This window comes from Lacinutrix cladophorae, from assembly GCF_053604645.1.
Genome location: NZ_JBSHNR010000119.1, coordinates 116532 through 138658, shown reverse-complemented (window position 1 = coordinate 138658; position 22127 = coordinate 116532). Strand labels below are relative to the sequence as shown.

General features: G+C 31.7%; 19 protein-coding genes. 11 read left to right on the top strand and 8 right to left on the bottom strand.

Annotation, left to right across the window (positions count from 1 at the left end; all coding sequences use genetic code 11):
• The first annotated feature begins 1 nt into the window (after position 1).
• The 9 genes from ACVC3Y_RS10890 to ACVC3Y_RS10850 all read left to right on the top strand — a co-directional run bounded on the left by ACVC3Y_RS10890 (position 2) and on the right by ACVC3Y_RS10850 (position 9993).
• A complete protein-coding gene (locus ACVC3Y_RS10890; protein ID WP_303423457.1) occupies positions 2–604 on the top strand; it encodes a hypothetical protein in 603 nt (200 codons plus the stop codon).
• 3 nt (positions 605–607) lie between these two features.
• Complete coding sequence (locus ACVC3Y_RS10885; RefSeq protein ID WP_452226904.1) at positions 608–1150, top strand: EF-hand domain-containing protein; 543 nt, start codon at positions 608–610, stop codon at positions 1148–1150.
• A gap of 12 nt (positions 1151–1162) precedes the next feature.
• On the top strand, positions 1163–2365 hold the full coding sequence (locus ACVC3Y_RS10880; protein WP_452226903.1) for a YHYH protein: 1203 nt from the start codon (positions 1163–1165) through the stop codon (positions 2363–2365).
• A 114-nt stretch (positions 2366–2479) separates the two neighbouring features.
• A complete protein-coding gene (locus tag ACVC3Y_RS10875; protein WP_452226902.1) occupies positions 2480–3610 on the top strand; it encodes a YHYH protein in 1131 nt (376 codons plus the stop codon).
• A gap of 19 nt (positions 3611–3629) precedes the next feature.
• Positions 3630–3983, top strand: a complete 354-nt coding sequence (locus tag ACVC3Y_RS10870; protein ID WP_452226901.1) for an EF-hand domain-containing protein — start codon at positions 3630–3632, stop codon at positions 3981–3983.
• A 66-nt stretch (positions 3984–4049) separates the two neighbouring features.
• The gene (locus tag ACVC3Y_RS10865) at positions 4050–4940 is read left to right on the top strand and encodes a YHYH protein (RefSeq protein WP_452226900.1); all 891 of its coding nucleotides are present in this window, start codon (positions 4050–4052) and stop codon (positions 4938–4940) included.
• Entirely contained in the window at positions 4941–5558 is a 618-nt protein-coding gene (locus ACVC3Y_RS10860) for a toxin-antitoxin system YwqK family antitoxin (protein WP_303423445.1), read from the top strand. It begins immediately after the preceding gene.
• 4 nt (positions 5559–5562) lie between these two features.
• Positions 5563–6228 carry an SCO family protein gene (locus ACVC3Y_RS10855; protein WP_452226899.1) on the top strand — a complete coding sequence of 222 codons (666 nt, stop codon included), beginning with the start codon at positions 5563–5565 and terminating at the stop codon, positions 6226–6228.
• Positions 6229–6303: 75 nt separating this feature from the next.
• The gene (locus tag ACVC3Y_RS10850) at positions 6304–9993 is read left to right on the top strand and encodes a metallophosphoesterase (protein WP_452226898.1); all 3690 of its coding nucleotides are present in this window, start codon (positions 6304–6306) and stop codon (positions 9991–9993) included.
• Between the two features lie 215 nt (positions 9994–10208).
• Here ACVC3Y_RS10850 and ACVC3Y_RS10845 read toward each other — a convergent pair whose 3' ends face one another.
• The 8 genes from ACVC3Y_RS10845 to ACVC3Y_RS10810 form a co-directional block, all read right to left on the bottom strand.
• Entirely contained in the window at positions 10209–12389 is a 2181-nt protein-coding gene (locus ACVC3Y_RS10845; protein WP_452226897.1) for a sel1 repeat family protein, read from the bottom strand.
• Between the two features lies 1 nt (position 12390).
• Positions 12391–13839, bottom strand: a complete 1449-nt coding sequence (locus tag ACVC3Y_RS10840; protein WP_452226896.1) for a tetratricopeptide repeat protein — start codon at positions 13837–13839, stop codon at positions 12391–12393.
• 8 nt (positions 13840–13847) lie between these two features.
• Positions 13848–14864, bottom strand: a complete 1017-nt coding sequence (locus ACVC3Y_RS10835) for a M56 family metallopeptidase (RefSeq protein ID WP_303423436.1) — start codon at positions 14862–14864, stop codon at positions 13848–13850.
• Complete coding sequence (locus ACVC3Y_RS10830) at positions 14857–16335, bottom strand: hypothetical protein (protein ID WP_452226895.1); 1479 nt, start codon at positions 16333–16335, stop codon at positions 14857–14859. The genes ACVC3Y_RS10835 and ACVC3Y_RS10830 overlap by 8 nt, the downstream gene beginning before the upstream one ends.
• Positions 16336–16342: 7 nt before the next feature.
• Entirely contained in the window at positions 16343–17722 is a 1380-nt protein-coding gene (locus ACVC3Y_RS10825) for a hypothetical protein (protein ID WP_452226894.1), read from the bottom strand.
• A 15-nt stretch (positions 17723–17737) separates the two neighbouring features.
• A complete protein-coding gene (locus ACVC3Y_RS10820) occupies positions 17738–19375 on the bottom strand; it encodes a hypothetical protein (protein WP_452226893.1) in 1638 nt (545 codons plus the stop codon).
• A complete protein-coding gene (locus ACVC3Y_RS10815; protein ID WP_303423433.1) occupies positions 19359–19745 on the bottom strand; it encodes a hypothetical protein in 387 nt (128 codons plus the stop codon). The genes ACVC3Y_RS10820 and ACVC3Y_RS10815 overlap by 17 nt, the downstream gene beginning before the upstream one ends.
• A 214-nt stretch (positions 19746–19959) precedes the next feature.
• Positions 19960–20304, bottom strand: coding sequence for a winged helix-turn-helix transcriptional regulator (locus ACVC3Y_RS10810; protein ID WP_303423431.1), 345 nt, complete (start codon positions 20302–20304; stop codon positions 19960–19962).
• A 246-nt stretch (positions 20305–20550) separates the two neighbouring features.
• Between ACVC3Y_RS10810 and nfsB the strand changes: the two genes are divergently transcribed.
• A complete protein-coding gene (gene nfsB / locus ACVC3Y_RS10805) occupies positions 20551–21210 on the top strand; it encodes an oxygen-insensitive NAD(P)H nitroreductase (RefSeq protein WP_303423429.1) in 660 nt (219 codons plus the stop codon).
• Positions 21211–21237: 27 nt separating this feature from the next.
• Positions 21238–22077, top strand: coding sequence for a DUF4437 domain-containing protein (locus tag ACVC3Y_RS10800; RefSeq protein WP_452226892.1), 840 nt, complete (start codon positions 21238–21240; stop codon positions 22075–22077).
• Positions 22078–22127 lie beyond the last annotated feature (50 nt).

The following is a 22127-nucleotide window of genomic DNA, read 5'->3' as shown; positions in this document are numbered from 1 at the left end:
AATGAAAAAATATAGAATTTTTATATTTGTTTTTTTTGCTACTTTACATAGTGTATTTGCTCATAATCCCTTGTCAGCAATGTATTATCTAGAGGTTAATGAAGGTGTAAGTGTTTTAAATATTAGTTTAAGCCAAAGTGGTTTAAATGAAGCTCTAAAAAAACACTATTCGAATATAGATTTGGAAACATTATCTAGTATAGAATACAAACAATTAGCTATAAAATATTTAAAAGAAAATTTTAATTTAAATATAAATAATAAATCGGTAGCACTACTAGATGGTGGAATAAAACTTGGAAACCATCAAACAGATGTTAAATTCATCCTTTCGCAACTTCCTAAAAACTTTGAAAGTCTAGATGTAGAGATAAAAGCATTTGTTCAAAATAAGCATCATCAAACTGTTTTTTCATTGGTATTGAATGAAAATACTAGTAAAGTAATTTTAAACGAAATCAATAACTATAAAACTACAGTAGTATTTAAAAATAATATTATGGTTAAAGGAGAAAAGGTGTTTAATAAAAACTATTTATGGCCATTTTTAATGATACCTATTTTTCTTATTTGGAAAAAAAATACGAACAACTTAAATAAATAAAATATGAAAACACACTACTTAAAAATAACATTTACACTTTTTACATTACTGCTTACAATTAGTGTTTTTGCTCAAGGACCTCCAGGAGGAGGGCAAGGTGGAGGAAGAGGACAAGGAGGAGGAAGAGGGGATCGAGAAGGTGGTAAACCAGATGCCTCACAAATTTTATCAAAGTTAGACACAAATAAAGATAACCTTATTGATATAGAGGAAGCGTCAAATGATGAAAGAGGAAAAATTGCGGAAGATTTTAATGAGATAGATACAAATAGTGATACGTTTATAGATTTAGAAGAACTTGAAGATTCATTAAATAATAGAAAAAAACCAAAAAAAATGGATCCTGAAAAATTAATAAAACAGATTGATGATGATGGAAATGGAAAATTAAATGAATTAGAAATTGCTGCAAAAGGAAATAAAGACCTATCCGAAAAATTTAATGAAATAGATACTAATGAGGATGCAGAATTAGATGTAGAAGAATTAAAGATATTTTTCGAGAAAAATGACATTCCTAAGAAAAAAAGAAAACAAAGAGATTAAAAATCAATTAATATGAATTATTGTAAAAAGTTAAAATTTGTAATCTTACTACTGTTTAGTATTCTATTAGTAAACTGTAAGCAAAATACAACAAAGTCTGTGGAAGAAATTGCGCCACAAAAGGAAGAAAATCAAGGACCAACTACTAAAAATCTTTTAGACGAAATGGATGCCGATAAAGATGGTAAATTATCTAATTCAGAAGTAAAGGGACCTCTATTAAACGACTTTTCTAAAATAGACAAAAATAACGATCGTTTTCTCTCTAAGGAAGAATTAGAAAATGCTCCCAGACCTGAAAGAAGAGCACCTAATGATATTAATACAGTAAATAATGTACAAAAAGATTTTGATGTAACTATTAATGTTAATCCTACATTATTTATTAAAGAGAGTTTACTTAACGAAATAACTCAAGAAGAACGTACATTATCTAATGGAACGAAAGCACTTTGCTATGTAATTACAACAGCTTCTCAACCTCAAGAACATAAAATGGGGCCTTGGTGTCCTACGCATATTAATGATGGTAATGATAAAGGAGGTATTTGGTTTAAAGATGGAAAAGTATATGATGTAGATGGTCATTTTATAGCAAACCTTAAAGAATTTTATAGTGATGAAGAGTGGGCTTTATTTAGAGAGGATGGATCTATAAAAGTCACAAAAACGCAAGAAGAATGTGAAGGTGCTGCAAAACCTGATGTAGACGAAAAATACCATAATTATTGTGTAGAGTGTATGCCAGAATATTATCGCGAAAAACAATCTACATACATTATACCTGTAAAACCTTTGTATTTAGAAACATCTTCTAAATTAGGAAGAGATGGAATAGGTATCGCTTTTAATGGTGTTAATTTCGAAGCTCCAGCACCAACACACGCTATTCTTGCTGCGCATACGCTTGCTCCATTAGATGATCATGGAGGTCATGTAAATCCACATGCTGGCTATCATTATCATGCGGTAACTGGTGCAACAAAAGAGATAGAACAAAAAGATACTCATGCACCTATGCTTGGTTATGCAATGGATGGATTTGGTATTTATGCACATAAAGATAAAAATGGTAATAACTATAAAGATCTAGATACTTGTAATGGACATTATGATGATATTAGAGGTTACCATTACCATGCAGGAGATGCTGGAAGTAACCAAATATTAGGATGTTTACATGGTGTTTCTGGGTCAATTTCGGTAAAAGGCTAACACACATCAAATAACAAAAAAGAAACTGTTCGTTATACTCTTTCTTTAATAATGATATTAAAGAAGAGAATGGTGAAAAAGTGTAATTAAGAGATAAATTTATAATATATTAAAATGAAAAACCTAAATACATTCCTTGGTATTCTTTTAGTGACTGGTTTTATTGGTTGTAAAAGTAACAGTAGCTCACATAGTCATGACGGGTTAGAGAGTCATTCGCATGAAGAAGAGAATCATAAACACAGTATTAATACAGGTAGTACATCAGATTATTTTGGTGATTATGAAGTAGAAGATACAGCCTACGGAACAAAAACTAAGGTTACTATTGTTGGCGATCAACGTGTCATGATAACTAATTCCTTACCGAATCATAAAACGGGAGATTTTCCAAACCCAGGAAATCCCAATACCATTTCTAAGCAAAACAAGACTTATAGCTTTCCAATAAAACCAAAATACACAGGGAAATCTCAATGGATGCGAGAACCTGGAATCGCCTTAAATGGAGTGAAATTTGAACCACAAACAGCCGAAGTTGTAGTATGTGAAACAGGAGAAAATTATCGAGTAGAAGCCATACAGAATGTAATAGATTTAGGCTTAGATTTTAATCATGCACATGTTCAACCTACAGGAGAATACCATTATCATGGTACACCAACTTCAATGATTGAAACATTTGATACAGGAAAGGATTTAGTACATATTGGTTTTGCTCATGATGGATTCCCTATGTATTATTCTAAAAGTGGTAAATACAAGTCAAGCTTTAAACTTGTAGATGGCGATAGAGAAGGTGAAGATTGTACTTATACTACACATAGAACTATCACTATCGAAGCTAAAGGGCATCATGATGGTACTTATGGTTCCGATTATGAATATGTAGCTGGTTATGGAGATTTAGACGAATGCAACGGTATAGAAATAGATGGTAATTATATGTATTTAGTAACTAACGAATTTCCATATGTTGGTCGTTGTGTAATGGGAGAAGTGGAACAAGAACAGCAAGGACCTCCACCTAATGGAGAAAGAAGAGGGCCAAAAGGAAATCAAACAGCAGGAAGACCCGATGCATCCGAAATTATAAAAAAAATGGATACCAATAAAGATGGAAAGCTTTCGGCCACAGAAGTAAAAGGACCATTGAAACAAGATTTTAATAAAATGGATGCTAATAAAGATGGTTACTTATCTAAAGCCGAAATAGAAAAAACACAAAAAAGGAATAGACCTTAAAATAATTAAAAAAGAGTATATGAAAAAACAATTTTTAAACTTAGTAATAGTTGCCTCAATAGTAATATTTACAAGTTGCAAGTCAAGTAATGACAAAAGAAATATAGAAAGTAACACTACTGAAAAAACAGAAAAGAAAGAACAGCAAAAAGAAAGGGGAGAACGCCCAGATACAGCACAAATATTAGCTCAAATGGATGCAGATAAAGACGGAAAAATTTCTAAAGAAGAAGCAAAAGGTCCTTTACAAGAACAGTTTTCAAAAATAGATACAAACCAAGATAATTATATCTCTAAAGAAGAATTAGAAAATGCTCCAAAGCCAGAAAGAGGAGGTGGTCAGGGCGGAAGACCACAAGGAGGCAGAAATTAAATTTTAAAATAGCGCAAGTTTTTTTTGTTTAATGCATCTAAAAATAAAACACTAAATATTTATAAGATGAAAAACCTATTTAAAATTACCCTGCTATCCTTATTTTTAGTAATAGGGTTTATTGCATGCTCAAGTGACGATAATGGTTCTAGTGAAGACGAAGAAATAGTAGAGTTTACTTGGTATCAAGATTTAGATGGAGATGGTTTTGGTAATCTAAATGTTTCAATTACTTCAGCAACCCAACCAGATGGTTATGTTAGTAATAGTTCCGATTCAGACGATACTGATGCCGACTCTGAAGATGGAATAGCGGCAACTTTACATGCAGCATTTGGAGCATTTAATACAGACGCAACAGACATATATTTGTCTAATGATGGACAATCTGTAATCATTGAAACTACAGGTTTGCCAGATCATGAAACCGTATATTGGGGAGAAGGAAATGAATTATATAGAGAAGAACCAGATGTAGAAAGGACACCTTCTATCATGTCAAGTAATAATAATGCAGTAACAATTACAGTAGATGCAACTCCAGATTTATCTGGTAGTTCGGTTAGTACAAATTTTGATACTATTGGAATTGCAGTTAGTGGTGCGTCTATTTTTAATGATCAAGAAGGCGGAGGAACATTAGATGCTGCTGCTGCTAGTTTAGATTGGACAGGAGCTCATATAGGCCCTGGAGTGTATCATTATCATTTAGAACCTGTTGCATTTTCAGATGACGATGATAACTTAGTTGGTGTATTATTAGATGGTGTTTTTCTTTACGGAAGAAAATGTATTTCAACAGGAGCATATCCTACAGATCTAGATACTTCAGGAGGTCATACTAGTACAACACAATATACAGATGGTGCTGAAGAATATCACTATCATATTATAAATGAATTATACTCTAACACTGGTTCATATATTGCATTTGCTGGACCTTACCAAGGTTACTAAATGAAAGTTATTAAACTATTTTTATGTATAAGTGTCCTACTTTGTATTGGTTGTAATTCTGCAACTAAAACAAAAAAGGAGAGCACTATTTCTAAAAACACCATAGAGATACAAGCAAATATTGTACATAAAGATAGTTTAGTTTTAAATGGAAATAAGGGGGTTTGGTATTATAATAATAGTCCGTTTAATGGTTTCGCTGTTAAGTATTATGCCAACGACTCTATAAAAGAAAAAACGGGTTTTTATAACGGAAAAAAAGAAGGAGTATATCGTGTTTGGTATAAAACAGGAGCGCTTAAATTACAATCATTCTACAATCAGAATGTATTGCAAGGAACTTATAAAGCATTTTGGAATAACGGTAATTTAGCCTCAGAATCTAATTACGTTAACGGAAAAAAACAAGGTCTACAGCGTCAGTGGTTTTATAATGGTAAACTTTCTAAAAAAAGAAACCTGTTAAACGATCAAGAAGATGGTTTGCAACAAGCTTGGTTAGAAAACGGAAAACTTTATGTAAACTACGAAGCAAAAAATGGTCGTATCTTTGGTATGCGACGAGCAAATTCTTGTTACCAATTAAAAGATGAGGTTGTAATTAGAAAAAAGAAATAATAAGATGAAATACCTACCTATCCTCTTTGTTTTAATGTGTTTCAGCTGTAAAAAAGAGTTGAAAAAAGAAAATATTAAAGTAGTCGAAAATAGTAGGGTAGAGTATCTACCATATTACGATGAAGAATCTTTTACTCCTAAATGGATAACTCCTAACACAGCTAGAGAAAAAGCGTTTCATAAAATTCCAGACTTTTCATTAACGAATCAATTAGGTGAAAAGGTTACGCAAAAAACATTCGAAAATAAAATTTATATAACAGACTTCTTTTTTACTAGTTGCCCAGGTATTTGCCCAAAAATGACAGGAAACATGGCAAAAGTACAAGAAGTTTTTAAAGAGGATAAGGATGTTTTATTGCTTTCGCATTCGGTAATGCCAAATACAGATTCCGTTTCAGTTTTAAAAACTTATGCTAAAAACTACGACGTTATAGACCATAAATGGCATCTGGTTACAGGCGATAAAAATCAAATTTATAACCTAGGAAGAGATCATTATTTTGTTGAAAACGATTTAGGTGAACCAAAAAGTATCGATGATTTTCTGCACACCGAAAACTTTTTGTTAATTGATAAGAATAAGCATATACGTGGAATCTATAATGGTTTAAACAGAGCTTCTGTAGCTCAACTGATTACAGATATTAAATCACTAAAAGCCGAATAAAACATAATTATTTAGTATTTGCATATTTTTAAAGCGCAGTTATCTTTATCTTAGAGCTTTAAATTCTATGGATAAATGACTGAAAAATCCCTCTATAAATTATTTTGTTTTTTACTGATAAGTTCTTGTGCTACATTTAAACCTCAGTACGACACTACAATAGTAAAAACCAATTTCCCAAATAAAGAAATTTCACATTCTTTTTATTTAATAGGTGATGGAGGCAATTCTCCTTTAGGTACATCTTCAAAAACACTGCAAGTATTTAAAAAAGAGTTATCTAAAGCTTCAAAAAACAGTACAGCTATTTTTCTTGGCGATAATATTTACCCAAAAGGCTTACCGAGTAAAGACCATAAAGAAAGAGAGTTTGCAGAGCATCAATTAAATATGCAGACACAAACTACTGCAGATTTTAAAGGAAACACCATTTTTGTACCTGGTAATCATGATTGGTATAGTGATGGTCTCAAAGGATTAAAACGTCAAGAAAAGTTTATTGAAAAAGCTTTAGGAAAAGACACCTTTTTACCAGAAAATGGTTGCCCTATAGAAAAAGTACATGTATCTAATGATGTGGAATTAATTTTAATAGATACACAATGGTTTGTAACAAACTGGAATAATCATCCTACAATTAATGATGATTGTGAAATTAAAACCAGAGAACTTTTTTTTAACGAATACAGTAGCTTAATAAAAAAAGCTAGAGGTAAAACTACCATTGTTGCATTACATCATCCTATCTATACTAATGGTTTACATGGAGGGCAATATAGCTTTAAAAGTCATATGTCTCCAATTCCAGTTTTAGGTTCGCTAAAAAACTTATTGCGTATTACCACAGGAGTTTCTAATGCCGATATACAAAACAAAAGATATAACGAACTAAGAAAACGTCTGGTTACTATTTCGCAAGAAAATAGTAAAATCATTTTTGTTTCCGGTCACGAACATAATTTACAATATTTGGTGCAAGACAATATGCGTCAAATAGTTAGTGGTTCTGGTTCTAAAGTAACACCAACTAGAAACGTTGGAGGCGGGCAATTCTCATATGGAACTCCAGGGTATGCAAGACTTGATGTGTTTAACGATGGTTCTTCGTATGTACGTTTTTATTCGGTTGAAGAGGATAAAATAGTATTTGAAACCCAAGTGCTAAAGCCAGATGTTAATACAATAGATACAATATACCCAGAAACTTTTCCGAAAGAAAAAACAGCTTCAATTTACACCGAAGAAGAAACCGATAAATCAGGTTTTACTAAGTTTCTTTGGGGAGAAAGGTATAGAGATACTTATAGTACTAAAGTTACTGCTCCAACAGTAAATTTAGATACACTTTTTGGAGGTGTAACTGTTGGTAGAAGAGGAGGAGGAACACAGTCTAAATCCCTTCGTTTAATTACAAAAGATGGTAAAAAACAATATGTAATGCGTGCGGTTCGTAAACAAGGTACACAGTATTTACAAGCTGCCTTTTTTAAAGACCAGTATTTGGACGGGAATTTTGATGATACTGCAGCCGAAGATTTAATTCTAGATGTATTTACAGGTTCACATCCTTATGCACTTCTTACAGTTGGTGATTTGTCGGATGCTATTGGAGTATATCATTTAAATCCAAAATTATATTATGTGCCAAAACAAAATGCTTTAGGTGACTTTAATGCACAGTTTGGTGATGAGTTATATATGATTGAAGAACATGCCTCTGATGGGCATGGAGACCAAGCTAGTTTTGGGTTCTCAAATACGGTTTTAAGTACTTCGGATGTTATGGCTATGTTGCATAAAGATGAAGATTTAGTAATGGATGAAGCTGCTTATATTAGAGCAAGATTATTCGACATGTTAATTGGCGATTGGGATAGACACCAAGATCAATGGCGTTGGTTAGAGTTTAAAGAAAATGGAAAAAAAATATACCGACCTTTACCAAGAGATAGAGATCAGGTTTTTTCTATCATGTCCGACGGAGCATTACTTACATCAGCTGTAACAGTGCTACCAATGGCCAGATTGTTAAGAAAATATGATGATGATTTAGTAGATGTTAAAGGGGTAAATGTAGAACCGTACCCGCTTGATATGGAGTTTATTGTGCAATCGGATAAAGCAGTATGGAATGCACAAGTAAAAACTATTCAAGAAGGAATTACAGATGAAGTTATAGACAAAGCTTTTTTAAATTTCCCGGAAGAAGTTAGAGGTGCTGTAACCGATAAAATTAAACAAACCTTAAAAGCACGTCGTGCAAATCTTCAAAAAATAGCAGATCGTTATTTCAATTTAGTGAATAAATATGCAGTTTTAAAAGGAACAAATAAAGACGATTGGTTTGATATTGAGCGTTTACCTAACGGAAAAACAAAGGTTACTGCATATAGAATTAAAGGAGGGGAAAAAGCAGATGTTTTCCATGAATGCATTTATGATAATAAGCAAACAAAAGAAGTATGGATTTATGGTTTAGATGATGATGATACGTTTCATGTATATGGAAACGATACTAAAAATCAAATGCGAGTGCGATTAATTGGAGGGCAAAACCACGATGTTTATAATATTGAACAAGGAAAAAAAATAACTTTTTATGATTATAAGTCTAAAGAAAGCACCATACTAACTAAAAATGGACACCAAAAATTCACAGATGATTATGAAACCAATGTGTACGATTATAAAAAATTAAAAAATAATGTAAACGAACTTTTGCCTACCATTGGTTCTAATCCAGATGATGGTTTAAAAATAGGACTTTCAAACACTTATACTGTTTATGGTTTTGAGCGAAACCCATTTACTGCTCAGCATACCGTTTCAGCAGCGTATTATTTTGCTACCAATGGTTTTGAATTAAATTATAATGGAGAATTTGCTAATGTTTTTAAAGGCTTAAATTTTGGATTAGATATGCATTTTAATAGTCCAAATTATGCAATCAACTTTTTTGATTATGGTAATTCTACTCCTAATTTTGAAGCAGATGACATCGTAAATATGGATTATAATCGTGTTAAAATAAGATCTTTTGGAATACAACCAGCTTTAATATGGAGAGGGCAGTTAGGTGGTTATTTTAAAGCAGGAATTTTGTACGAATCGAATGAAGTAGAAAGAACTAACGGAAGGTTTATAAATCAATTTATTGGTGAAGGGAATGAAGTAAGTGATGCATTTTATGGTGCAGATGCAACATATTCTTTTGAAAATAAAGATAATGAAGCATTTCCTACTTTAGGTATGCAATTTGGCTTACAAATCGGTTTTAAAAATAATGTAGACTCTGGTAAAGGCTTTGGTTATATTATACCAGAACTAGGTTTTGATTATAAATTAATACCAAGTGGTAAATTAGTTTTAGCTACTAATTTTTCTGGACATTTTAATTTAGGGAATAATTTTGAGTTTTATCAAGCGGCAACATTAGGGGCAAACACAGGTTTACGTGGATATAGAAACGAACGCTTTACTGGTAAAAGTGCTTTGGTGCAAAGTACCGATTTACGTCTTCAATTTTTAAGCCTTAAAACAAAATTAATACCAATAAGTCTAGGTGTTTATGGTGGTGCAGATTACGGTCGTATTTGGGTAGATAATGATTTAGTTTCCAATACTACTTATAATAATGATCGTTGGAATACTTCTTTTGGAGGTGGTGTTTTTGTAACAATGATAGATATGTTTACTGCAAATGTTTCTGCCTTTAATAGTGATGATGGAACGCGTGTAGCTTTTAAACTTGGTTTCGGGTTTTAATACTTAGGAAACAAAAGAATATAACTAGAAGTGTAGTGCTTTTAATTAACAGTACATTTGCAATAGCTACAAAGTATTTCTTTTGTTTCCTAAGAATATAATTTTACACTATTAAAGGGTTCTAATAAAACCAAATTGTTAGTTCTAAAAACGATACCAACTTTGGTTTTGTATCGTGTCCTAAATATGTAGTTTTCTGGTTTTAGAAATCTTCATTAGTCTATAGTCTTTTCTTTAGGTACCCAACATAAGGCAACAGGTGCTTTTATCATTACTTTATCTTTACCAGAATCTAGATGAAATATTCCTTGATAATAAAGATATTTTATTGCTCTATATCCATTGCTATCTACATTTCTAATAGAAACATCATGCGATCCATTTGGTTTATATAAAGGAGCGCAAGGAGAATAATTTTTAAAATATAATTCATCATTATCTTCTGTTTCTTGCGTAATTGGAAAAATTTGAACCGCTCGCGTATTACTACCAAATTGGTAATTTACTTTAAGAACCCAATTGCCATAATAGTTCTCATAAACGTACGGATAAGCTGGGTATTCTTCAGCAATTTCTTCTTCAGTAATATATAAACGATTATCATAATTAGAATTAGAAACCAACACGTAATCTCTATTTTCTATATGTTTAATAACCTTAAGATAGGTTTTTGCCAAATCATTACCTAAATCGGCAGCTTCTTGAAACAAGCGTTTAGCTTTATAGGTATCTTGAGATAAACCACCTACACCAAAGTAATAAAATTCGCCTAAGTTTCGCATGGAAAAAGCACTACCTTGCGCTGCTGCTTTTTTATAGTAATAAACAGCTTTCTCCCAATTGGTTTCTGTTCCGTAACCTCCATCATAACACAATCCTAAATTAGACATACTTGTTACGTCATTTAGATCTGCACCAAGTTTATAATATTCATATGCTTTTTGTCTATTAAAGTTATTAAAATAATAATTTCCAATATCGCCATATAAAGATGTTTTATAAGCTAATCCCATTTCATAATAGGAGAGTCCCAATGTTATATCTTGTTCTATTTCTTTCCCTTTAATATACATACTACCTAATTTCGCCATGGCTTCTGGGCTTCCATTTTCTAGCGCTTTTTCATACCAATAAATACAAGTTTCTATATTTTTTGTAACTCCTTCACCAGCTCTATATTTAGAGCCTAAATTAGTCATGGAGTTAACATGTCCCAGTTCTGCTGCTTTTCTATAGTATTTTACAGCTTCGTTTATATCTTTTGATATTCCATTACCTTCTTCATATAATACCCCTAAATTACCAATGGCAGTAAGACTACCACTAACAGCTGCATGTTTATACCACATTACGGCAATTTCTTCATCTTTTTGTACACCTCCATATCCTTCAGAATACATATAACCAATAGCATAGGCATGAAAAGGTGTTTTGTATTTACTGTATTGATCTTTAAACCATTTTATTTGATATTCTTTTTGAAACAAGCGATTTGCTTCAGTTTTATTTTTAGAAACACCTGTTCCGTTTGCCAAATACTTACCTAACTGATAGGTTGCAGGAATAGACCCTAAATCGTAGCCTTCTTTTGCATAGGTATATGCTTTTTTATAGTCTACTTTTACAGATAATCCTGTATAATAGATATGTGATAAATAATAATACGCATCTTTATAGCCTAATGATTTCGCTTCATCAAAAAACTGTAAAGCTTTACTAAATTCATGGTTTTCAAATGATTTTTCACCTTTTCTATACAAATCAAATGCAATGTCTTCGTTTTCTTCTTCTACCGTTTTTACATTGGTAATACCTTTTGCTTTGTTCCATCCGTTTTCTATAGCTATTAACCTATCTTTCTTAGCAGGATGCGTACTTGTAGCTTTTTCGTATTTTATCGTCATAATAGCGCTTTGTGCTTCTTCTTTAGAGGCACCCATTTTAGCTAAAGCTAGTCCGCTAAAATAATCGGCTTCTAATTCAAACTTATGATTAGAACCTTCATTATTTAAAGAATGCCCATTTAAATGATGCCCAATTTCATGTGCTAAAACACTTATTGCTGCCCAACGATTGTTTGCCTTTTCTTCAATTCTGTCAAAAAAGTTTGCATCATATAAGATATAACGTTCTTTCTGACCTGGAGATATTTCAATGTTTTTAGCTACTGCGTTATTAATATTAGGGCATTCTTGAATGGTGAAATTTCGAAATAAACCGATTTCATCTAAAATGCGATCTACAGCAATTTCTGCATCTTCATCACTATTAAAACCTAGTTGAGAACAAGCATCGTTTACTTCTTCAATAGTTTGGTAATTTTGTGAATAAGCAATGCTAATACTTGATAGGATACTAATAAAAAGAAATAGTTTTAATTGATGCGTAACATTCATATTATTGTTGATTTTGCAAATTCATTATGCGTTTTATGTTTTTTTGATCTCCAATTGTTTTATACACGTTTAATGTGGTGTTTAATACTTCCATATTACTGCTATCAACAGCAATATAGCGCTCTAAATACACTGTTGCCTCTTTATATAGCGCTATGCGCTTTACTGTTAATTCGTCATAACGTTTGTTTTCGGAAGGAGTAGTACCTAGGTTATTCATTTCTTCAACAATTGGCAATTCTTGAGATAAAATAGCGGCAGAAATATTTAATAGGGAGTTTTTGTGTTCTGGGTTAATTTTTAGTGCCTTTTTATAATATGTAATGGCATCGTTTATGTTCTTTTTTTCCATAGACAGTACACCAAGATTATATATAACATTTATATTTTCAGGAGTGATACGTTCTATTTTTTTTAGCTCCTTTTCAAAGGTTACAAGGTCACCAGAATTATAATATACATTAGCTTTATTTTGAAGAATAATAACATCATTTGGATTTTTTCGCAATATAAAATCAAAGAATTTTAATGCTTCATCATTACGATTTTGAATACTATAAATTAAGCCTATATTTTTATATACTAAATTTTGTTTTTCAGCATCTAATGTTTCTATTCCAGTTCTTAAAATAGTTAAATAGTACTTTAGTGCTTGATCGTAATTTTTTTCTGAAACATATGCCGAAGCTGCATAATATAAGTATATTGTTTCTTTACCATTACTATATTGAAATGCTTTTACAAAGTGTTCTGCAGCACTAATATATTGGCTTAAATTATATAAATCTAAACCTTTTTTGAGATTTTTTTCTTGTAAATCTTTGTTTAAATCAAAAACAATAATGTTATCGTTTTCTTTAGTATTAACTACAACCTTTTTTATATGGTTTGCTTTTTTCCAACCATTTTCAATGGCAATTAAACGATCTTTTTTAGCAGGATGTGTACGTGTTGCTTTTTCATATCTTAAGGTTGCAATGGCACTTTGCGCTTCTATTAAACTTGCACCCATTTTTGCTAGGGCAGAGCCACTAAAGTAATCTGCTTCTAATTCAAATTTATGATTAGAGCCTTCATTATTTAATGAGTGACCGTTTAAGTGATGCCCAATTTCGTGCGCTAAAATACTAATGGAAGCCCAATCTGTTTTGGCTGTATTATCAATTTTGTTGAAAAAGCCATTATCATATAAAATGTAGCGTTCTTTATATCCTTCAGATATTTCAATAACTTTTGCTACTGCATTATTAATATCGGGACATTCTTGAATGATAAAATTTCTAAACAATCCAACAGCATCTAATATTTTATCGACTGTTATTTCTGCTTCCTCATTACTGCTAAAGCCAAGTTGTGCACAAGCATCGTCTATTTCTTCGATGGTTTGGTAGTTTTGGGAAATAGTAATTTGTGTACAAAGAAGCAGAAAAAATAATAATTTTAGTTTCATATTTCTAATTATTGAATTATAAATGCGATGGGTAAAGAAAAAGGAACACTAACGTTTTTACCTTTTAGTTTTCCTGGAATCATCTTTGGTAATAAATTAATAATTCGCTCTGCTTCATTTTGCAATTCTGTATGTGGAGCTCTTGCTCCAATAAATACGACGTCGCCATTTTTAGAAACCTTAAACATACTATGAATTTTTATGGGTTGATATTTAGTACATTTTTCGGTATATTCATTGGTGGTTTCATTGTATTCTTTTTCTTTTTTAATGCATCTAGAGGTTAAACCAATTTCATTTGCTATACCTGCATTGAAATTACTAACTAAATGATTTCTAAGACTTAAATTAAAGCATTTTTTTAATTCAGAATTGGTTCCTGAACATCCTGGATATACAGGGAAATCTTCAATTATATTTTTAGAAACCACTTCTTCTTCTTCCTCTTGATTTTCAATATCATTTGCAAAGCTCCAACCTTTTTCTATTTGTAATAATCGGTCTTTTTTAGCAGGATGTGTTCGTGTAGCTTTTTCGTATTTTAAAGTGTTAATTGCACTTTGAGCCTGTTCTAAAGTAGCTCCCATTTTGGCAAGAGATAAACCGCTAAAATAATCTGCTTCTAACTCGTATTTATGGTTACTACCTTTATTGTTAAGTGAATGTCCGTTTAAGTGATGTCCAATTTCATGTGCTAAAATACTTATTGCTGCCCAATCGTTAGCTGCTTTGTCATTGATACGGTTAAAAAAATCATTATCATATAAAATGTAGCGCATAACATCACCCGTTGATGTTTTAATGTTTTTAGCTACTGCATTATTTATATCAGGACATTGTTGTAGAACGAAGTTTCTAAACAAACCAATTTGCTCTAAAATTCTATCGACAGCAATTTCAGCTTCTTCATCTGCCATAAATCCTAATTGTGCACAAGCATTGTCTATTTCTTCTGTGGTTTGGTAGTTTTGTGAAAACGCAATGTTAGTAAAAAATAAGCCTATTAGTGTTAACTTTTTAATCATCTATTTCAAATTTTGAAGTATCCATTGTTGGGTTAATTTGTATATCACTAAATAGGGTAGTAGCGTTGGATTTCATGTTTTGGTTTTGCGTTTTTATTTCCATTTCTTGTTCTTGTCTAAACGAAAAAAGAATACCGTCTACTTCTTTATAATCAGTATAGGTTATTTTAGAAACTGTTTCAGTTGAAGTAGTTTTCATTATAATTATTTGATCTTCATAATACAATAATCCGCTTTCTAAATTAAAATATTTGGTGGATATCATTTCCATGTTTGTTGCTAATTCTATTTTATCGAATTCTACGGCATGACATTTAATATTGTTAATTGTTTTTATTCCAAGATACGTAGCTTTTGCATTATTTATTAGTTGCGAATATTCTATGACATAACTGGTACTATTTTTTACAAAAGTAGATTGGATATCCTTTTGAAAAACCCAATCTTTATTTAAATTCATTTTAATATAAGTTTTGCCATCAACAATTAAACTCTCCAATTCGGATTCATTTTCTTTTGTTTTAGTTGTCATTTTTTGGTACAATCGTGAAGGTTTTAAAAAGTGTAGTTTGCTCGTTAATTCAGATTTCATTTCTTCACCATTTATCTTTATATTAGAAATAATTTTGCGTTCTTGATAAAAGGTTTTTATTTGAGATACTTTTTCTTGACCTCCAATAGCTTCAATATAACGACCAAGAATAGCTTGAATAAGTTCTTCTTCGGTGTTAGCAATGATTTCTTCTACTTCATTTTCATCATTATTATTTTCTTCTTTTTTCTCTTCAACAATAATTTCTTCAATTTCCTTTTTTACATCTTCAATTTTTTTAATTGGAATTACTTTTCCGTTACCTCGATTCCAGCCTTTTTCTATTGCATTTAATCTGTCTTTTTTTGCAGGATGTGTAGATGAAGCTTCATCGGGTAATAAATTACTAATTGCACTTTGTGCGTCCTTTAATGAGCATTTCATTCTTGCTAAAACAAAACCCGAAAACTCATCGGCCTGTAATTCTATTTTATGATTACTGCCACCACTTTTTAAGGTGTGTCCATTTAAATGATGCCCAACTTCGTGAGCTAAAATGCTTGTGTTTCCCCAATCTGTACCAGTAGATGCAGATACTTTACTGAAAAAATCTTGATCGTATAAAATATAGCGTTCTATATCACCACCTTCTAGCGGCATAGTAACCGCAAGAGCGTTGTTTATATCTTCGCACTCTTCTATTAAAAAGTTTCTAAAAAGACCTACTTTATCTAAAATATTGTCGACGACCATAGTGGCAGCTTCTGTGCTAGAACTAGAAGCATTTGCACCTTGTAAATCGCAGGCAGAGTTTACTTCGTCTACAGTTTGATAACCTTGGTAACCACACATTTTTATTTCTTGTGCTTGCAATGCAAATACATTTAAAAAATAAAATAAGATGGTGTATTTTAGAAACTTTGTTTTAGAATGCGTCATTATTGGTTTAGTTTAAATCGAATAGTGTCATATCTACTTCTGGGTTCACTTCTTGTTCTTTAACAATTGTAATAGACTCAAATTGTGGTAGCTTTAGGCTTGATTTAAAAGGAAATAAAACACCATCCACTTCTGTGTATTCGGAGTGTGTCATTAATTGAGCACTCTCAACAATATTTTCTTTTTTCTTTTTACCAGAAACAGTTACGATTTTAACCAATGTTTCAGTTTGTTCTAATAATCCTGTTTCCATATTATAGAATTTGTATTGTGTGGTATTACTAGTGCTTTGACCGTTCGATATATTAACCACAGTAATTAAAGGGTCAAACTTTATTTTGTAATAAAGTGTACCAGCAATATCTTCAACACCTTCATAGCTAACCCCTTTATCACTTAATAATGCAGAGTACTCAGGGAAAAAACTAATATCGTTGATATAAAAATCGGAAAGTCTAGCGCCTTTAACCCAGCCGCTACCATCTAATTTTAAACTATAGCCATAACCATTTTTATATAAACCTCCTGTTGTTGCTGATTTTTTTCCTTTAACAAAGATATCTATATCTTGTCGCCATAAATGTGGTGAAGCATAGGTTTGTTTAAGAACTGTACTGCTACCATACTTAGCAATAGAGGATTCCGATACACTTCTTATGCTTTTTACATTTCCTATTAGTTCTTGACCCCCAATAGCATCAATATATTTTGCCATTATCATGCGGGCAGTAATTGCATCTTCTGCAACATCTTCTGGCATGGGTATTTCAATAATTTTATTTTTTCCGTTTTCCCATCCTTTAGCAATAGCATCTAATCGATCTTGTTTTGCAGGATGTGTGCTAGAACCTTCGTCTGGCAAAATTTTAGAAATTGCAGCTTGCGCATCTTCTAAAGTACATCCCATTCTTCCTAATACAAACCCTGAAAACACATCTGCTTCTAGTTCGATAGCATGATTACTTCCGCTGCCGTTTAAAGTATGTCCATTTAAATGGTGCCCGATTTCGTGGGCTAAAATAGAAGTGCTTCCCCAGTCAGATCCTGTGGTGCTTGAAACTTTATCAAAAAAAGCACTATCAAATAAAATATAACGATCCATACCACCATCATTAGGCATAGTAACAGCAAGTGCGTTATTAATATCGTTACATTGTTCTACCTTAAAATTTCTAATAAGGCCCGTTTTAGCTAGAATTAGATCTACTACTTTTGTTGCTTCAGTAGAATCTCCACCTGCTTCTGCGTTTTGATAGTCGCAAGCAGAATTAACTTCTTCTACAGTTTGGTATCCTAAAAAGCCACACATTCTAACTTCTTGGGCTAGCGTAGTGGTCATGGTAGTAAAAAGAAAAGCTACTGCAAAAAATAATTTTAATTTTTTCATAAATAATGGATTTAGTTAGGGTTGTGGTTTTATGGTTTTAAAATCTTTTGGATGTACTCTTGGATTGATATTAATCTCAACTAATGTGTGTGTCTTATTGTAACTTGTATATCTTCCTAGGTCCATTTTTGTGGTTGGGAATTTGATGCCTTCAAAAGTATCATAAGCATCAAAAAAGGTTGTTGTTTTCGATTTAATATTAGATTCTTTTTCCTTGCCTTCTTCATTTCTATATAAAGAACCTTTAACTTCTTGGCTACAAGTTAGTAGGCCAGTTTCTATATGGTAATAATTGTAGGTAGAAATTAGCTCGTACTTTTTAATAGGAGTATCTCCTAATTCAGCTTGAACTCTTTTGTTTATTCTTCCTTTAACACCTGTTAAAATAGTTTCTTGAGATGGCATTATTACTAGAAAACATAAATCTCCTTGTACATTATATACACCATCTAATTGAATATCTGCATTACTAATAATGGCTCCATATTCTTTAAAGTAACTCACATCTGTTTGGTAACTACCTTCCAATTTTTTGGTTTCGAAAACATAATCTTGAATATCTTTTTTCTTTTTCTTGCTCATTTTATGAGCCTCTCTTTCATAGATTTTTCCGTCTTTAATAATTTTTGTTAACTCTTTTATTAGACTTAAATCATTTTCGTAAGTAACAATTTTATAGGTTTGCGGATTTAAAAAAGTTTGCTCTTCTTCAACCGTTATGTATTGCTCTTTTATGTTCGATTTTTTGTACAGCGTTCTTACTTTAGAAATTCTATCAAAACCGCCAATAGCTTCAATATAATTTGCTAAAACTAATGAGGCAGTCATTTCCTGAATTAGCGCATCACTATTAGAAAGCTTTTCAATAATGATATTGTTTTTCATGCTAGAATCTGAAATAGCTTCTTCATTTTTTAGTATTTCTTTAGCATTGATGGCATTTTGTTTTCGTACTTCTTCGGAAGCATTTATATATTCATCCGACTCTAGAATACTTCCTTTTTTACGGTTAAAATCAGATGGGTCAAATGCATTACCATAACCACGACTCCAGCCTTCCCCCATGGCATTTAATCGATCTTTTTTTGCAGGATGCGATGCGGAAGCTTTATCGGGAAGTAAATTACTAATGGCTGCTTGGGCGTTTTCTAGAGAGCATCCCATTCTTGCTAATACAAAACCAGCAAATTCATCTGCTTGTAATTCTACTTTATGCGAGCTTCCTTTTCCAGTAAGAGTATGTCCGTTTAAATGATGACCAACTTCGTGCGCCAATATACTTGTTTTTCCCCAGTCATTTCCTGTAGAAGAGGACACAGCATCAAAAAAGTTATTGTCGTATAAAATATAGCGCTCAAATCCTCCAGTAGCATCCGGCATGGTTACTGCAATTGCATTATTGATGTTGGTGCATTCTTCAATTTTAAAATTCCTAAAAAGACCGAGTTTGTTTAATATTTCGTCTACCGCATTACTAGCAGCCGTCGTGTTATTATCTCCTGTTTTAAAACCTTGTAAATCACAAGCAGAATTAACTTCGTCTATGGTTTGATATCCTAAATAGCCACACATTTTTAGTTCTTGTGCAGAAGAAAAGGTACAAACCAAAAAAGCAAGAATTAGATGAGATATATGTTTATTGAATTTTTTCAAGGGACGTTTCTAATTTAGTAGCTATAGATATCATATTTTGACTATCTAGATTAATAAAGGATATCAATGCTTTATTTGGATCTACAAAAATATTTGCTCGTGTAGTATTGTGTTTTAATGGGAATTCTTTGGTAGAAAACCCACCCAAAAATGCATCGTAATCACTTTTATTATTTATTTCTGGTACAAATTCTTTTAAAGAAGTAGAAGGTTGTTTTGCATCCGCATCTTGAAATGCGACGTTTTTTGCTTTAGTAGGTGTTTTTTCGTAAACATCATAATCAAATAACAGACCCGAAGCTGGTTTGTTTTTAGAGAATGAAAGGATGGAAAAAAGGCACAAACAGTACGTTAAAAGTACGTTTTTCATAAGTGTAAATTGATTTAATAGCGTTACTAAGATATATATATTATTAGAATAATAAAATAGTTTTAGTGCTGTAGAAGGACTATTAAATGTAAAACACCACCTAAATTACATGTATCTATTTGTTTATTAGTGTTTTATTTAAATTTTTTAAAAAAATAGAAAAACAGTTTTATTTAGGTTATAAGCAAGGGAAGTACACTATTATTAAAAAAGGTTATTCCATAATAGCAACTTTTTCTGAAACAGCATAAACGCCCCAATCTGCAATAGATTGCACAACCGGAATCAATGTTTTACCAAATTCGGTTAACGAATATTCGACTTTTAAAGGAGGTTTAGTGGTGTAAACCTTTCTTTTAATTATTCCATCTTCTTCTAAAGTTTTTAATTGTAAACTCAATGTACGTTCGGTAACAGATGGCATTTCTTTTCTTAATTCATTATAACGAAGTGTTTTATCAATTAAATGAAACATAATTACCGTTTTCCATTTTCCTCCAATAATTCCCATGGTTAAACTGGCGCAACATGGATATTCCTTTCCTTTAAACGTATACATAATTATTTTTTAAGTATTAAATCTTTAGCAAAGATAGAATACTATACTTATTTATACAACTATACTTTTTATAGTAAATTTAACATTCGACTAAAAGTGTTGATATTGTTGGGTTTACATTTTTTTTAAGTGCAATATTTTATACTATCCTTTTTGACCGTTATTGTGAGAAATAGATACTACAATTACATTTGCACTATACTATTTATAGTATAATTATTAGTCAACTAAAAAATACATATACAAATGAATTTATCAGAAACATTAAACTGGAGGTACACAACTAAAGAATATGACGCAACTAAGAAAATATCTGAAGCAGATATGGGGGAAGTCAAAAACTTATTAAGAATGAGTCCATCGAGTGTAAACTTGCAACCTTGGCATTTTATTGTTGCAGAAACTACAGAAGGTAAAGCACGTATAGCAAAAGGAACACAGGGTTTTTTTCATTTTAATGAACCTAAAGTAACCAACGCTTCAGCCGTTGTATTATTTTGTGTTAAAACTGATGCTGACGATACGTATTTTAATCATATTGCAGATACTGAAGATAAAAATGGAAGATTTCCAAATGAAGACATAAAAAACGGATTCCTAGGTGCAGTAAAAGCTTTTGCAGGTATTCATAAATACGATTTAAAAGACCAGCAACACTGGATGGAAAAACAAGTATACTTAAATATAGGAAGCTTTTTATTAGGCGTTGCTAGTTTAGGTATTGATGCTACTCCAATGGAAGGTATAGATGTAAAAGCTTTAGATGAAGAATTTGGTTTAAGAGAAAAAGGTTTCACTGCTTTAGTTGCCGTTTCAATAGGTTACAGAGCAGAATCTGACTTTAATTCAACTGATAAAACACCGAAATCTAGGTTACCAGAAAGTGAATTATTCACAGAAATATAATTCTTATTTCTATTCAAATCAAACGCTATGAAAAAATATATTTTAATCGCATTAGCACTAGTCTCAGGAGTTTTTGTAAACGCACAGACACCAACAATAGACAATATTAAGTCTATAAACGAAGTAGTAACTGCAGATGCTGTAGAATGGGGATGGTTAAATCCGTTACGAGGCGATAAAAGTCCAGCCGCAGGAAAACTTTGGGGAGACAGAACCAAAAATGAACCAGCAGGTTTTTTAGTAAAATTCAATAAAGGGTTTTCTTCGCCACCACACATTCACAACATTACGTATCGTGGTGTGGTCATTAAAGGTTTATTGCATAATGATGATGAAAATGCAGAGAAACAATGGCTACCAGCAGGATCTTACTGGCAACAACCAGCAGGAGAAGCGCATATTACTGCAGCAGATGGTGAAGAAAATATGGCTTTTTTAGATATACAAGAAGGACCATATTTAGTACAACCAACAGAAGAAGCTTTTGATAATGGGGAACGACCAATTAATGTAGATAAAACCAATTTAGTATGGTTAAACGCTAAGGACATGGAATGGATTTCAGAAAAAAGTAATGTAGAAACTGCTTTTTTATGGGGAAGCCACGAAAAAAATCAATTACGTGCTTCTTTAATAAAATTACCAGCTGGTTTTAAAGGAAAAATTAAAAATTTAAGTCCAAATTTTAGAGCTGTAGTTATTTCTGGTGGAATTTTACACCAGTTTTCTAAAAAAGAAGCCAAAAAGGAATTAAACGCACCATCTTATTTTGGAGCAGAAGAAAATGCTACTTCAATAATTTCAGCAGAAAAAGAAACGGTTCTATATATTAGAAGTAATGGAAATTATAAAGTGATTTCAAAATAAATATTAAATTAAAAAAATAGTTGAATCCCTAATTATGGATTAATAGCAAG

What these genes read in the sequence shown, in the direction of transcription:
- ACVC3Y_RS10890 (WP_303423457.1), top strand. Translation starts at nt 2, where the DNA reads ATGAAAAAATATAGAATTTTTATATTTGTTTTTTTTGCTACTTTACAT.
- ACVC3Y_RS10815 (WP_303423433.1), bottom strand. Translation starts at nt 19,745, where the DNA reads ATGAAAAACGTACTTTTAACGTACTGTTTGTGCCTTTTTTCCATCCTT.
- ACVC3Y_RS10865 (WP_452226900.1), top strand. Translation starts at nt 4,050, where the DNA reads ATGAAAAACCTATTTAAAATTACCCTGCTATCCTTATTTTTAGTAATA.
- ACVC3Y_RS10835 (WP_303423436.1), bottom strand. Translation starts at nt 14,864, where the DNA reads ATGATTAAAAAGTTAACACTAATAGGCTTATTTTTTACTAACATTGCG.
- ACVC3Y_RS10885 (WP_452226904.1), top strand. Translation starts at nt 608, where the DNA reads ATGAAAACACACTACTTAAAAATAACATTTACACTTTTTACATTACTG.
- ACVC3Y_RS10860 (WP_303423445.1), top strand. Translation starts at nt 4,941, where the DNA reads ATGAAAGTTATTAAACTATTTTTATGTATAAGTGTCCTACTTTGTATT.
- ACVC3Y_RS10870 (WP_452226901.1), top strand. Translation starts at nt 3,630, where the DNA reads ATGAAAAAACAATTTTTAAACTTAGTAATAGTTGCCTCAATAGTAATA.
- nfsB (WP_303423429.1), top strand. Translation starts at nt 20,551, where the DNA reads ATGAATTTATCAGAAACATTAAACTGGAGGTACACAACTAAAGAATAT.
- ACVC3Y_RS10830 (WP_452226895.1), bottom strand. Translation starts at nt 16,335, where the DNA reads ATGACGCATTCTAAAACAAAGTTTCTAAAATACACCATCTTATTTTAT.
- ACVC3Y_RS10880 (WP_452226903.1), top strand. Translation starts at nt 1,163, where the DNA reads ATGAATTATTGTAAAAAGTTAAAATTTGTAATCTTACTACTGTTTAGT.
- ACVC3Y_RS10855 (WP_452226899.1), top strand. Translation starts at nt 5,563, where the DNA reads ATGAAATACCTACCTATCCTCTTTGTTTTAATGTGTTTCAGCTGTAAA.
- ACVC3Y_RS10875 (WP_452226902.1), top strand. Translation starts at nt 2,480, where the DNA reads ATGAAAAACCTAAATACATTCCTTGGTATTCTTTTAGTGACTGGTTTT.
- ACVC3Y_RS10840 (WP_452226896.1), bottom strand. Translation starts at nt 13,839, where the DNA reads ATGAAACTAAAATTATTATTTTTTCTGCTTCTTTGTACACAAATTACT.
- ACVC3Y_RS10850 (WP_452226898.1), top strand. Translation starts at nt 6,304, where the DNA reads ATGACTGAAAAATCCCTCTATAAATTATTTTGTTTTTTACTGATAAGT.
- ACVC3Y_RS10800 (WP_452226892.1), top strand. Translation starts at nt 21,238, where the DNA reads ATGAAAAAATATATTTTAATCGCATTAGCACTAGTCTCAGGAGTTTTT.
- ACVC3Y_RS10810 (WP_303423431.1), bottom strand. Translation starts at nt 20,304, where the DNA reads ATGTATACGTTTAAAGGAAAGGAATATCCATGTTGCGCCAGTTTAACC.
- ACVC3Y_RS10845 (WP_452226897.1), bottom strand. Translation starts at nt 12,389, where the DNA reads ATGAATGTTACGCATCAATTAAAACTATTTCTTTTTATTAGTATCCTA.
- ACVC3Y_RS10825 (WP_452226894.1), bottom strand. Translation starts at nt 17,722, where the DNA reads ATGAAAAAATTAAAATTATTTTTTGCAGTAGCTTTTCTTTTTACTACC.